The sequence below is a fragment of the Microcoleus sp. S36a_B3 genome, from assembly GCF_036700745.1.
Lineage (GTDB): Bacteria > Cyanobacteriota > Cyanobacteriia > Cyanobacteriales > Microcoleaceae > Microcoleus.
In genome coordinates this window covers 21,445-35,158 of the sequence record NZ_JAUBPN010000038.1, presented here as the reverse complement: position 1 = coordinate 35,158, position 13,714 = coordinate 21,445, and the positions used below count along the sequence as shown (strand labels likewise).

The window sequence follows — 13,714 nt, the reverse complement described above, 5'->3', positions numbered from 1 at the left end:
TTTTTGGCTGGCATACACTATAACTAATGATTGCTTATTTTTTTATATTATACAATCTAGCTGCGTCTCAGCTTATCGGCGATCTGTTTTTTTGTTGGTCTACTGATTGTTGTATTTATGCTATTGTTCGGCGATCGCCAATTGACAACTATAGTCTACCAGCCGAGACAAATATGAGTTTGTGCGATCGACCAAAGTCCATCTCGGATCGAAATTCGACCAATTTTCGCCATCTTCGCTAATTCTGACTGTTCTAAACTCTCGCGAATTGCAGTTAACTTCCATTTGCACCAGCATTTTCTCGTTACTAAACTGCTGAGTGCCTAAAATAATTCTGACGGGATACGAAGGAGCACCGGGAATATCGGATTTGCTTAATTTTACGCTGCTGGGGTCGATGCAAATATCTACAAAACATCTTAATTTTTCGGCGCGGGCGCTCAAAGTGTTGACGGAAATTAATGTTGAAATTACTATCAAACAAATCGATGAATTCTTAATCATATAGTTTCTTTTGAGCGAATTTTATTCGCCCTGAATATTCGCCTTGAACTTTTTAAAGTTTCTTTTGAGTCGGCGGTTGAAACCGCTGCTAAACAGACAAAACCCGCCTGCGCGGGTTGAATTTCTTTACACCGCGCAGGCGGACTTTGTTTGTGTAGTCGCGAATTCTATTCGCCCTGAATATTCGCCTTGAACTTTTTAAAGCTGAGGAACGTACTGTTCTTTTTCGGGAACAAAAGTATATTCAGAGACGATCAGGCGCAACTCTTCGCCGTCGATGGTTTCTTTTTCAATCAGCAAATCGACTAAACGATCGACCACAGTGCGATTTTCGCGAATAATGCGGCGGGCATCTTCGTAACAGCGATCGACAATTTCCCGGACTTGTCCGTCAATCCGAGAGGCAATTTCTTCGGAATATTCCGATCGCGCCGTGTAGTCGCGGCCGAGGAAAATTTCGCTTTGCTGAGCTTCTAGGGCGATCGGGCCCAAGGTAGACATCCCGTAGCGAGTAACCATTTGGCGGGCCATACCGCTGACTTGCTGCAAGTCGTTGCCGGCACCGGTGGTAACTTCAGCATCACCGAAAACTACTTCTTCGGCTGCGCGGCCGCCCAAAGCACCGCTAATCCGGGCTAAGATTTGCGATCGAGAAATCAAACCTTGGTCTTCGCTAGGCATGAACCAAGTCAAGCCGCGAGCTTGTCCGCGAGGGACTAAGGTAACTTTTTGCACGGGATCGTGGGCTTGAATCAAAGTACCGACGACGGCGTGGCCGATTTCGTGGTAAGCAATCAAACGCTTGCTCTTGCTGTCCACCAGCGGCGTGCCTTCCATACCTGCTACCACGCGATCGACTGCATCGTCAACTTCGAGCATCGTAATCGCTTCTTTGCGGCGTCTCGCTGTTAAAATCGCAGCTTCGTTGAGCAAGTTAGCCAAATCAGCACCGGTAAAACCAGGAGTGCGGCGGGCGATGGCGTCCAGAGAAATCTCTGTAGACAGCTTCTTGTTGCGCGCGTGAACTTCCAAAATTTCCAAGCGGCCTTTGATATCCGGCGTATCTACGCTAACTTGGCGGTCAAAACGTCCCGGACGCAGCAGCGCTGAGTCGAGCACGTCGGGGCGGTTTGTAGCAGCAATGATGATAATCCCAGTATTGCCCTCAAAACCGTCCATTTCGGTCAGTAACTGGTTCAGGGTTTGTTCCCGTTCGTCGTTACCGCCGCCGATGCCTGCGCCGCGCTGACGGCCCACTGCATCGATTTCATCGATAAAGATTATGCAAGGAGCGTTTTCTTTGGCTTTTTTGAACAAGTCGCGGACGCGGGATGCGCCGACACCGACGAACATTTCCACAAATTCTGAACCGGAGATGCTGAAGAAAGGCACGCCGGCTTCGCCTGCGATCGCTTTTGCTAGCAAGGTTTTACCGGTTCCGGGAGGGCCTACTAGCAGCACGCCTTTGGGAATCTTCGCCCCTACTGCGGTGAAGCGTTCGGGTTTTTTGAGGAATGTTACGACTTCTTGAAGTTCTTCTTTGGCTTCCTCTACGCCTGCTACGTCGTCGAACAGTACGCCTGTTTTAGCTTCCATTTGAAAGCGTGCTTTGGATTTGCCAAAGTTCATCGCTTGGCCAGGGCCTCCGGGCACGTTGCCACCGCCGCGGCGGAAGAGGAAAAACAGCCCTCCGACTAACAAGAGGGGAAATACTAGATTGCCTAAAAGTCCCCAGACTGCGCCGTCGTTCCGCAGGGGATGGGTGTCGAAGCTGATTTGGGAGTCTCTTAGCCTAGAAACGAGTTCCGGGGAATTTGATGGCAAGTCCACCCGCCACCGCTGCTCGCGATTGTCTAATTCGGGATCTACGGCTAGGACGATCGCCGTCCGACCTCCGTCGTACAAATCAACGCTGGTGACTCGACCGGCGTTTAAGTAATCTAAGAATCGACCGTAGCTTAAGCGTGTGCTGGCGGTGTTCTTACTCATTTCTGCTGGGGATGGGGCAAAGGCTCCCTGCCACAAGAAAAAGCCGATTACCAGGGCGGGTAAAGTCCAAAGTAGTATAGTTCGCCAAGAAATTTTCATAAATAGGGATGCCTTGAATTGGGGACAGATCGGGTAAGAGCGCGGTGCCTCAGGAGCGGGACAAAACTTTACACTCAGAATCTTAACTAAATTTAACTTAACAATGCACGATCGGGCAACAGGCCTTGCTCGCGATCCCTAGAAAAAAAAGTTAGGTTAGTTACTGCAACTGCGATCGTCCCGAATATAATGTTTGGTGCTGATTTCGATACCGATATAGGTAGAGTTAAAAGAATCGCCTCAAAACCCACTGTCTTTAAGCGCGGCAGTGTCAAGGGATAAGGCATGATAATGGTGAGGCTCAGTGAGGTAACACATTTCGATGACAACTAGACAGCTTGTTCCTAATTCGGCTATGCTGACGCAGCAGACTAAGATCGCTTCTCACAAATCGATTATTAGTGCTGATTTGGGTCGTACTGCAACTAAAGCTTGCGTAAGTCGCAACCCAAACGGCGTTGTTTTTATCCCCGCCAACGTGGCTAATATGCCAGTGGAAAAGGTGCGGGGCGGCAGCTTTGAGTCCAAAGCAACAGACCCTCTGTTGGATATGTGGCTGGAGTACCAAGGCAAGGGATACGCGATCGGTCAACTGGCTGCAGACTTTGGCGCTAATCTCGGCGGCGCAGACCAGTCGAAAGTAGTGGATGCTTTGGTTAAGGTTTTTTCCTGTGCTGGATATTTCCAGATGAAGGGCGAAATGGCCGTAGTGCTGGGTTTGCCTTTTTATTCCCAGGATCAGTTTGAAAAAGAAAAGGAAGAGATTATCAGCCAACTTCGCTCTCCCCACGTGGTGGTCTACCGAGGTGAGCGCGTGGAAATTGACATCCGCCACGTTTGGGTGATGCCGGAAGGATTCGGCAGCCTGATTTGGTGTGAGGCTCAAGACAATAAGGAGTTTACGCCGGATTTACCGGAACTGTCGGTGGCTGTTGTCGATATCGGACACCAAACTACTGATTTGTTAATGGTCGATCGTTTCCGGTTCGCCCGGGCGGCTTCTAAGAGCGATTCTTTCGCCATGAACAAGTTCTACGAACAAGTAGCCTCCAAAATTCCGGGGGCAGACCCTCAATCTCTGTCTTTACTAGAAGCGGTGAATAAACCAGAAGGCGAGCGTTTCTACCGTCCGAGAGGAGCGACTAAGCCGACTAACTTAGATCCGATTATTAAGGATTTGCGGGAGGCTTTCGCTAACGAACTATCCGAACGTTTAGTGCAGTGGCTGCCAGAACGGGTGACGGATGTGGTTCTGACTGGCGGTGGCGGCGAGTTTTTCTGGGAGGTACTCCAACCTTTGCTCAAAGATGCCAATCTTAAGGCTCACTTGGCTCAACCTTCTCGGAAAGCTAATGCTTTGGGACAGTTTATTTATGCTGAGGCTCAGCTAGCCACAATTAAGTAACGCATTAAGGCTTGAACCCTATGGCACTGTGGGCAAAAAATAAGGCGAATTTCTCGGTGGCGTTTACTGAAGATGCTGCCGATCAAACTTTACTGGCCGCTATTGAAAAAGAGTTGGCTTTTACGAAGTATCAGACTTTCGGCAATCTCTGCAAGCAAGCTTTGTGGCAGTTTTTGTCTGTATCTGAGTCTGCTGGCTCTACAACAGATAGCTTTCAGCGCTTGGAACAGCGTATAGCTGAACTTGCGGTCAAATTTGCTGAGTTCGAGCGCCATGTTTCTGCTGAGGAATTAAGCCGTTTGGAAGGACTGGAACATCACCTAAGTCAACTGGGCGCGCAGTTGGATCAGTTGCAGGGAAGTGTTAACAGTAAGTTTGCTCAAGTTTCTTTTGCCCCAGTTTCAAAAGTAGTAGAGCCTGACTCGATTAAGTCTGATTCTGTGGCGGATGATAATGTCATTTCTGATGCTGAGGTTGGGCCTCGTCGGGAGTCCGATCCTTTGTTGGAGCGTTTAAGTTCTTTGTTACCGCAAGATTTCTAGTATGAGGTAGAACAAGGCTATCGGGCCTTGAGATTTGATGTTAGCGATCGGCTGTTGACAGTCGGTACTAGAATAAATAAAGTCGATCGCTCTTTTGAAAAAAAGGCGATCTTTTTTTATTAGTTATTAGTTATTGGTTATTGGTTATTGGTTATTGGTTATTGGTTATTCGTTATTGGTTATTAGTTGGTAGGGGCGGTGCCCCGTACCCGCCCTCAGTTGTTAGTTGTTAGTCATATCAAATCTATTGGCATCGGAATAGTAAATTAACTGTTAACTGTTAACTGTTAACATCATGTATGAGTGCAACCGGAATTGATATCATTAGTCTCGATATAGCGGTTCTCAATTTTCGTGAAATAGTAACCAATGCCCTGTTTTGCGAAGGCCCTGTTTGGTCAATTCCCTTGATATTATTCGATCGATCCTAGTTTTTGTAAGCGAGAACGAATAGCAGCCGGCTGTCGCTGAAATCTCTGAGCTAATTCGCCAATTTGTTGACCGCTAGCATATTCTTTCTGCAAATTTTCGTCTTCATCCTGACTCCACTTTACATAAGCTCTGGGATATTTTTGGCGAATTTTCTCGTTCTGGTTTTTAGGTCGATCGGCATTATGCTGCATCTGAGAACTGTCAGACTCCAAATTCGAGCCACCAGCGTTCAACTGCGGGTTGATTGCACCGCCACGACTAGCTACAGCTTCCTGTATGCGGTTGGGAATTGCAGCAATTTCTTGAGCAAGCTCGACCAAAGCATTGTCTGCTTTTTGCTGAATTTCTGTTAGCTGCCGCTGCTGCAAACTGCCCCACTGCGGCAGTTCGTTGATAAACTGCTGCAAGTCGAGAATGATTGTTGTCAAAGTTTCGATTTGTTGCAACTCCGGGCGCTGTTTGAATTGGCGACTGGTGACTTCGATATCGCTTTGAATCATTTTAATCGTTTTTTCTAAAATGATTAGTCGCTGGCGCAGGTTCTCAATGGCGGAAATTAGAGAGTGTACGTTTTCTCCCGATCCAACATTGAGGTTTTCGCGAGATGTTTGGCCTAGGGCTTCGTCTAGGGTATTTACAGCAAGTTGCAATTGCTCGATCGCGCGATCGGTAATAGTTGCTTGTTGATTTACACGATCGAACACAGCCGCCGTACTTGTTTTAACTTGGCCGTGCAGCTTCTGCCGGTTCACAAAATTCAACACCAGCGAAATCACTACAGGCACTTCGACATAAACGCCCTGCTGCCAAACCAAACTAGCAGCCAATCCCGCAGCCGAAGCAGCAAGAAAAACCAATTCAGCAGTGTCTAACAAATTGCTAGGCTGGGATTTTTTGATTGTAGTTGGTGAATTGGATGGTGACATAGGCTAATACCATTTTTGATTTTTAATTGTTGATTGGGAATGACCGAGGTCGATGGGAGTTTGGAGTTTGCCTATAATTCAATACAGTTCACTTAACATATTTATGCCCCGGAGATCCCCCTAAATCCCTTAAGAAGGGGAGTAGGGGTTGACTTTGAGGGGATTATTGTTCCCCCCTTTTTAAGGGGTGTGCCAGGGAGATCGTCTTAAGTAAACCGTATTGGCCTATAATTGCATGATTTTTAAATCAACTATAAATATTCAGGTAAAAATAAAGTGCGATCGGATGCAGACCGTGAATTGAGCAGCGGTGAAAAACAAATTAAATTTTTTATTAACCGTCATCTCATTAAATATATTAAATCTGCAAAATTGCCCGAGCTAAAGAGAAATAAATCAAAACTCCGAGGACATCAACGGCGGTGGTAATAAAAGGAGCAGACATTAAAGCTGGGTCTAAACCCAAAGAACGAAATAGAAACGGCAGAGATGAACCGGCAAGAGAAGCTAAAATTGCGATCGCCAACAAACTGACTCCCACTGCGATTGCGACTGCTAAATTCCCTTGCAGAGTGTAAGCCCAGCCCGTTGCTACAGTCCCTAATATAGCTCCTAACAGCGCTCCCGCCATCCCCTCGCGCACAATTACTTTAAACGGGCCCATAGCCGTAATTTCGTCAGTGTTCAAACCGCGAATTATAACTGTCGAAGACTGGGCACCGACATTGCCTCCAGTGCCCGTCAGCAGAGGAATAAAGGCTGCTAGGGCGACTACTTGCTGCAAAATATCTTCTTGCGCTCTAATAATTGCCCCAGTGACTGTATTGGTTAAGAGCAGAACAAACAGCCACACGACCCTTTTGCGAGCAACCGTGATCAAATCGGTCTGAAAATAATTGTCGCCGCCGGACTGGACACCGCCCAAGGTATAAATATCTTTATCGGCTTCTTCTTCTAAAATGTCGATCGCATCGTCAACTGTAATGATCCCCACAAGACGCTGTTCGCGGTCTACAACGGGTACTGCTAAAAAATCGTAACGCTGGATCAGCCTAGCTACTTCTTCTTGATCCGTTCCAGTCTGAACAGAAACTACATCGCGGGTCATAATTTCGCCGACAGTTTTGTCCAGGGGAGAAGTGACTAAATCCCGCAAGGATAAAATGCCCGTCAGGCTGCGGGCTGCGTCGGTGACATAAAGAGAATAAATTGTTTCAGTAGTTCTAGCCAAAGAGCGAATTCGGTCTAAAGCTTGGGAGACGGTAAAGCTTTCCTTGAGAGAAATGTATTCTGGGGTCATGATCCGGCCGGCGGTACTGGCTTCGTAACCCAAAAGTTGGGCCGTAGCTTCGCGTTCTGTTGGGCTCAATTGACCTAAAAGGCGGCGGACTAATATCGCCGGCAGTTCGTCAAACAGTTTTGCTCGATCGTCCGGCGACATTTTGTCTACAATGTCGAGGACTTCTTGGCGTTTGAATTTTTCGCAGAGGGACTGCTGAACGCTGGAGTCGAGATATTCGTAAACTCCGATGGCTTCGTCTTTGGAAAGCAACCGGAAAGCTATTACTTGCATGGTTTCTGGCAGGCCTTCGATCGCTTCAGCGATGTCCGCCTCCTGCACCGGATGCAAAATCGCTTTTGCTCCTTTAAAGTCTCCTTGTTCTAACAAAGCCCTTAACTGCGATCGAACTAATTCCCGCAGTTCTTTTCGCGCATAAGTGGGAAGCGAAGACGATTGATAACTTTTTTCTGTCACTGATGACCCTCCTAATGCCCTTTTCGCTTTTCGATTTTCGCATAGAAGATTATCGATTAAAGAATTGGGGATGACTTACGGAGTCAGCGGTTTTGGAGTTTACCTACAGTTACATTTTTGGGGGAAACTGGTATAAACCTGTGCTGCGCGCCTTCCTGAATCCAGTTTAGAGCCTATTGACACCACTCGTCGCAGCGATCGAACTTGCCATGACACAATCCGCACTTTACCAGAAAAAATTGGTTTAAAGCCTCTCCCTTGAAGGATCGAAGAAAAAAATTAATTTCCCTTGTCCGCAATCTCCTGGCGATCGAGCGCGGGGTAACTGTCAACCTATATGCTGTCAACTGTTGAACCGATTTGGGATCAAATACATTTATTTTGATCGGCGACACTCATCGGTAGGAAAGGAGAATTGGGCCCGAACACTTTTTCCAACAAATTCGTAGAACTTTGATTGCGAATAAAATTATTGACCGTTTCTTTCCATTCAGTATCACCTGCAGGCAGGATCATGCCATAGGAAATGCAGGTTAAAGGCTGCTCCGGTATCAAAGAATACTGGTTTTGAGTTAAACCCTGTCTCAGAGCTTCTCCAACTAACAGCATTCCATCGCTAGCGAAGGCATCAATTTTTCCGGCTGCCGCATCTGCCACACCAGACTCTCTCCCCGCCATACCTTGATAAATTTTCTGGTTGGCTAGTTGATATCTGCCTGCAATGAATTGTTCGGTAAGAGAACCGCTCAACACGCCAATTGTCGCCCCTTGCAGGAATCCCGAAGGATTGACTCTCAGTTTGTTTTCTGGCTTGACTAACAGATAAGTGCCGCTGTATAAAAAAGGTAGCGAATAGGCAATTCCGCTGGGGGGATTTTGGAGGATTGTATTGGGCCCGCATTCCAGGTGAGCGCGCTTGCTGGTGACGCTACGAAATCGCCCTTTTTCGGCTGATTCGTTGAGGTTTGTTTCGAGTTTTTCTAAGCGAACAGAGCGATTTAATTTCTTTTCTAAGTCAGCTCGGAAAAGCTCTAACCCTTCGATGCAAACTCCTTGCCACTTTTCGCCTTCTAAGTAGCCGAAGGGAGCAGCATCTTTTCTGATGCCGACTTTCAGAATGCCGGTTTGCTTAATTTCTTGCAGTGCTGTTTCGGCGGAGGCAACTGAAGGTAAAACTGCGGGAAACAATATCGACAATACGCAGCCGATCGCTGCAAATTTTAGGCTTTTGCTGGTGATTTTTTTGCTTGTCACTTTGGCATTCCTATAAATATTTGACCGATTATATTATACAAATAAAACAAATTTTGTCAATATATTTTTGGAGTTAATGGGGCCCTTTTGAACTATGCCTGGTAACGCAGAGCGATCGGCTATGCCGACTAAATCGTGTGCCGGGGTTCTTCCTCGCTTGCATGGGTTCCCAGGAAAATCCGGGGAACCGATTAACTCCATCATTTCAAGTTAAATGGTAGCTTTACGACAATAATTAGTTGCTGATTTAACGAAAGTAGATCGCTATATTGCTATCCTATTTGAGAGCAAAATTAAACCAACAACTGATATTTTTCTTGTGCCAAACGGTAAAGCGGCCGCCACACCAAACGGTTAGTCAATACCACCAGCAGCGACATGACAGAAGTTGCTGCCAATAGCAGAGGAAAATTGCCCGATGCTGTGGCTTCAGAAATCGTCTCGCCCAAGCCGCTTGTTTTAATTATTTCGCCTTTAAACTGCACGTATTCGCTGACAATACTCGCATTCCAAGCTCCCCCCACCGCCGTAATAATTCCTGTAATTAAGTAAGGGAATATTCCGGGAATGATTAAAGTTTTCCAGCGCTGAATTAGTGAAAGCTTATAAACTTGCGCGGCTTCAAACAATTCCGATGGTATGGATTGAGCGCCGGCAATTACATTAAACAGCAAATACCACATTGTACCCAACATCATCAACGCCACAGAACCTATTTGTAAGCCGCCTCCTGCGTGAATTAAAGCTAGCAGCAATACAGGAAATAAAGCCGTTGCTGGTACAGAAGCGGCTATTTGTACTAAGGGTTGCAAAAGTTGAGCTAAACGCGGATTTCGCCCGATCGCCACTCCGAGGGGTACTGTCCACAACAGCGATAAAAATAGGGCGCAAATGACTCGTAAAGCGGTAAAAAATGCACCTCCCATGACTTTTTGCCAGTCCGAAAAACTCAGCAACCTGAGCAGCAGCACTGCTTCCCATGTTCCCCAAAGCACGATCGCGGAAAACCCGCACAGAAACAGCCAATTTATCCAATTTCCGAGGCGGCTTTGCGGGCGATCGCTTGTTGGTAAGTTAGCAGGTGCAAAACCTCTTGCTAAAGTGCGATCGAAACTGTCGCCTAGGGGCGAAATCCGCGACTTCAACACCCGCAGTGTGGGCGATCGCCTTAAAAAATCCAACACCTTTGACTGCGGTACGTTGGTAGCTTCCACGGTTTGATATTTAAATTTTTCTGCCCAAGCAATTAAAGGCTGCCAGATAAAAAAGTCGATCGCTACAATCACACCAATTAATATTGCTAAGCCCCAACCGATCGCCCCAAAATTGCCTTCATTGGCTGCTTTGCCCAAATAGGAACCAAGTCCGGGCAAATTAAAATTTTTGTCGCCCAAGGTAAAAGACTCGATCGCAATCAAAAAGAACCACCCGCCAGCCACTGACATGACGCTGTTCCACACCAGTCCGATCGCACCAGCGGGCAATTCTAACGTCCAAAATTGCTGCCAAGCATTGAGGCGATAAACTCGTGCAGCTTCCTTTAGTTCTTGCGGAATGCCGGAAAGCGACTGATAGAAACTAAAGGTCATATTCCAAGTCATTCCAGTAAATATTAAGATAATCGATGCGAGTTCTACGCCGATTCTTTGACCTGGAAATAAAGTCACTAGGGCTAAAACAACTCCGGGCAAAAAAGATAAAACCGGAATTGACTGTAAAATGTCTAACAAGGGAATTAAAATTTTTGCTGCTAGGGCAGAACGGTAAGCAGAATAAGCATAAACTAAGGTAAATAGCAAGGATAAAAAATAGGCGGCTGTCATGCGTAAAAGAGTCTGGGCTGTATACCCTGGCAAGACATTTAGTGTGGTTTCAATTTTAAAGTTAGGGTTGTACTCACCGTTGAATTGAGATGCTGTTTGAACGATTACGAAAATTAGAGAAAATATCGCTAGAATCAGCAATCCATCTTGCCAAGTCCAAGCGGATCTTTCTAAAGTTTGATTGGCGGGTATTAGGGGTCTTGTCATAATTCCGAAGGAAGAAGGAAGAAGGAAGAAGGAAGTTCGGCAGCGGATTTTTAACGGATTTAGCGGATGAAAGGAAGGTTCGGCAGCATATTTTTTAACGGATTTAATGGATGAAATAAAGGTTGGGGAGCGGATTTTTTAACGAATTTAACTGATTTAACGGATTTAACGAAGGTTGAAGTCAGAAGTTGTTATTAGTAATTCGGTAAAAATACCAATGACTACTGTCAACAGTCAACAGTTAACAGTCAACAGTCAACAGTCAACAGTCAACTGACTACTCATCTTTAGCTTCGGATTCTAAGAATATTTCGCCTCCTGGTTCGTCGTAGCTGTACAACTCGGCATAGCGACCCCAATCAATCGCGGTTTGCAATTGTCGCATTGCTTCTTTCGGGCTAAAGTGGGCTTCGAGAATATCCAGAATTAACTCTTCTGAAATACGGTGATTGCGCTTAGCCTGAAGCATTCGAGAAATTTGCTGTACGAGGAGAATGTTGCTGATAATTTGGGTGCGGACAATTTGTTTGCGCTGGTCAATTCCGCCGGCGATGAATTGAATGCCAACTGGTGTTAAAAGCAGGTCGCCTTCTTGGATTACTAGGAAGTCCATTAATTTTGCTCCTTCGACGATCGGCAAAATGTCGTCTACCTCTAGCATTAATTCTTGACCGAGGCGGTAGAGGTCTTTCTCTTGGCGGTCTTCTAGCAGTTCCAGCAAACCTGCGATCGCACCTGTTCGCACCTGCGGCAGAGATTGGTATTTAGGCGTTGGGACTGGTTCAGGTTGAGACACAGCAGCACTTTCAGCAGGTGCTGTCACTGTGGGGCCGCTCAATTCGGGATTGGTGAGGATTTTGTAAACTTGGTCTACGATAGCTTGGAATTCGGCTGTTTTGCGATCGCGGTAGTGCGGCAAATTCACGGTCAATTCGGCGCGAATTCGCCCCGGATTGCGGCCGAGGACTACAATGCGATCGGCTAAAATAACCGCTTCCTCAATTCCGTGAGTTACGATTAACACAGCTTTGGTAGGAATCTTTTTTTCCAGCCACAAATCTAATAACTCAAACCGCAAGTTTTCCGCAGTCAGAACATCTAAAGCTGAAAACGGTTCATCCATGCAAAGCAGTTCGGGTTCTACCGCCAAAGCTCTAGCAAATCCCACCCGCTGCCGCATTCCGCCAGAAAGTTCTTTGGGATAAGCATTTTCAAATCCGTCCAAACCGATAATATCAATCATTTTCAAGGCTTTTTGGAGGCGCGGTTCGGGCATTTCTCCTTTAGCTTTTAAGCCTAATTCTACATTTTCTAGTACCGTCAACCAGGGATAAAGAGCAAAGTTTTGAAATACAATTGCCACCCCAGGATTTAAGCCGATTAAAGGACGATTATGGTAGAAAATTTGACCTTCGCTGGGCGGAATTAGTCCGGCTATCATCCGCATTAATGTTGATTTGCCTGAGCCGGAAGGGCCGAGCAAAGCTACTATTTCGCCCGATCGCAATTCTAAATTAATTTGCTCTAAAATAGAAATTTTTTGACCGTTTGGCTGCTGGTAAGCTTTGCTAACGCCTTTTAAGGTAATGAGGCACTCTGTTGCTGTTTTAGCTATCACAGCTAAACCCCCTCGCTTGTTGTTTAAGTTTAGTTATTAGTCATTGGTCATTAGTCATTGGTCATTAGTCATTGGTCATTAGTCATTAGTCATTAGTCGTTAGTCATTAGTCATTAGTCATTGGTCATTAGTCATTGGTCATTGGTCATTAGTCATTGGTCATCCGTCATTAAACCAAAACTATCATAAACTCAGGGCTATTTTATTCTTTGTAGGGGCAATCCTCCCGCGATCGCCCTCCGAGACAGGGGAGGGTCGGCCCGCACCATCCACGACCCCTACAAAATCCTGATTTTCCTGAGAATGAAATAGCCCCGATCGTAAACTGACAACGGATATTTGTCGGCAGACAGGAGTTCCCGTCCGCTAGTCTTAAAATTGATTCTTGGGTTTCCATACCTATACCCCATAAACTCATTTTTAGCAAGACCTGCTGGCGACAATGGGTAAAATCTGCGAGATATCAATTAAAGCTGAAATGATGAGCGATCGCCAAAACTTGGTTTCTCTAAAAAAACTGGATTTTGAGATTAATTTTAAATATTATTGCTACAATGACTAATTTTATATAAATTATCTTTAATTTGCCGATAACTCGCTGGACTTAGGCATTGGTGTTTCCCTACAGGTGTTCGATTCTCTATAATGTAAAGATGTAAACGGTATTTGATCTATTTGCCAATTCGTGCTAAAATGCTGCCTAACTGAACGGCAATTACTCCAAGTATGGCACTGGCTACCCAGTAAAAAATGGCAAGGCTGTAAGCTCGATCGCGCTACAAGACATTGGACTCTAAACCGTAAGTCGAAAAAGTAGTATAGAACCCATTTGATATCTATTCTGCGTAAATCTCAGAAACCGGGTTGATCTCTATATTTCTCGTCACCCAAGCAAAAACTCGTAGAAACTCGGTTTCTTGCCTCTTGCGTAAATATCAGAAACCAGTTTCTCTCTATATTTATCGTCACCCAACCCAAAAACTCAAAAATATCAAATGGGTTCTATCTCGATACAAATTTCCTCAATCTTGGCTGTACGCCCAAAAAAGTCACCAATTGTTACAGACTAGCGATGTCCGAGATTTGCAGGGGGAAGATTGAAATTTTAAAGCTTTAAGTTTGATGTTAAAAAATTAAGTTTGTTGTGCGTTGTTAGGTG

9 protein-coding genes are annotated in these 13,714 nt (G+C 45.8%); 2 read left to right on the top strand and 7 right to left on the bottom strand.

Annotated features, from left to right (window positions below; translation table 11 throughout):
* Window positions 1-120 precede the first annotated feature (120 nt).
* Both QUA01_RS24970 and ftsH2 read right to left on the bottom strand, forming a co-directional pair.
* Window positions 121-504, bottom strand: a complete 384-nt coding sequence (locus tag QUA01_RS24970) for a hypothetical protein (RefSeq protein ID WP_333093124.1) — start codon at window positions 502-504, stop codon at window positions 121-123.
* A gap of 198 nt (window positions 505-702) precedes the next feature.
* Complete coding sequence (gene ftsH2 / locus QUA01_RS24965; RefSeq protein ID WP_194069270.1) at window positions 703-2,592, bottom strand: ATP-dependent zinc metalloprotease FtsH2; 1,890 nt, start codon at window positions 2,590-2,592, stop codon at window positions 703-705.
* Window positions 2,593-2,914: 322 nt separating this feature from the next.
* On the opposite strand from ftsH2, the gene QUA01_RS24960 reads away from it, so the two are divergent.
* Together QUA01_RS24960 and QUA01_RS24955 are read left to right on the top strand one after the other, a co-directional pair.
* Entirely contained in the window at window positions 2,915-3,997 is a 1,083-nt protein-coding gene (locus QUA01_RS24960) for a ParM/StbA family protein (RefSeq protein WP_194008113.1), read from the top strand.
* Between the two features lie 20 nt (window positions 3,998-4,017).
* Window positions 4,018-4,539, top strand: coding sequence for a hypothetical protein (locus QUA01_RS24955; protein ID WP_194008114.1), 522 nt, complete (start codon window positions 4,018-4,020; stop codon window positions 4,537-4,539).
* 413 nt (window positions 4,540-4,952) lie between these two features.
* On the opposite strand, the gene QUA01_RS24950 is transcribed toward QUA01_RS24955, so the two are convergent.
* From QUA01_RS24950 to QUA01_RS24930, 5 genes are all read right to left on the bottom strand, one after another.
* The gene (locus QUA01_RS24950) at window positions 4,953-5,897 is read right to left on the bottom strand and encodes a hypothetical protein (RefSeq protein ID WP_333093123.1); all 945 of its coding nucleotides are present in this window, start codon (window positions 5,895-5,897) and stop codon (window positions 4,953-4,955) included.
* A gap of 358 nt (window positions 5,898-6,255) precedes the next feature.
* The gene (mgtE, locus tag QUA01_RS24945) at window positions 6,256-7,653 is read right to left on the bottom strand and encodes a magnesium transporter (RefSeq protein ID WP_333093122.1); all 1,398 of its coding nucleotides are present in this window, start codon (window positions 7,651-7,653) and stop codon (window positions 6,256-6,258) included.
* Between the two features lie 366 nt (window positions 7,654-8,019).
* Complete coding sequence (locus QUA01_RS24940; protein ID WP_333093121.1) at window positions 8,020-8,907, bottom strand: amino acid ABC transporter substrate-binding protein; 888 nt, start codon at window positions 8,905-8,907, stop codon at window positions 8,020-8,022.
* Window positions 8,908-9,200: 293 nt separating this feature from the next.
* Window positions 9,201-10,937, bottom strand: a complete 1,737-nt coding sequence (locus QUA01_RS24935) for an ABC transporter permease (RefSeq protein WP_333093120.1) — start codon at window positions 10,935-10,937, stop codon at window positions 9,201-9,203.
* Window positions 10,938-11,214: 277 nt separating this feature from the next.
* Entirely contained in the window at window positions 11,215-12,555 is a 1,341-nt protein-coding gene (locus QUA01_RS24930) for an ABC transporter ATP-binding protein (protein ID WP_333093119.1), read from the bottom strand.
* Window positions 12,556-13,714: the final 1,159 nt, after the last annotated feature.

What these genes read in the sequence shown, in the direction of transcription:
- QUA01_RS24960 (WP_194008113.1), top strand. Translation starts at nt 2,915, where the DNA reads ATGACAACTAGACAGCTTGTTCCTAATTCGGCTATGCTGACGCAGCAG.
- ftsH2 (WP_194069270.1), bottom strand. Translation starts at nt 2,592, where the DNA reads ATGAAAATTTCTTGGCGAACTATACTACTTTGGACTTTACCCGCCCTG.
- QUA01_RS24955 (WP_194008114.1), top strand. Translation starts at nt 4,018, where the DNA reads ATGGCACTGTGGGCAAAAAATAAGGCGAATTTCTCGGTGGCGTTTACT.
- QUA01_RS24950 (WP_333093123.1), bottom strand. Translation starts at nt 5,897, where the DNA reads ATGTCACCATCCAATTCACCAACTACAATCAAAAAATCCCAGCCTAGC.
- QUA01_RS24935 (WP_333093120.1), bottom strand. Translation starts at nt 10,937, where the DNA reads ATGACAAGACCCCTAATACCCGCCAATCAAACTTTAGAAAGATCCGCT.
- QUA01_RS24970 (WP_333093124.1), bottom strand. Translation starts at nt 504, where the DNA reads ATGATTAAGAATTCATCGATTTGTTTGATAGTAATTTCAACATTAATT.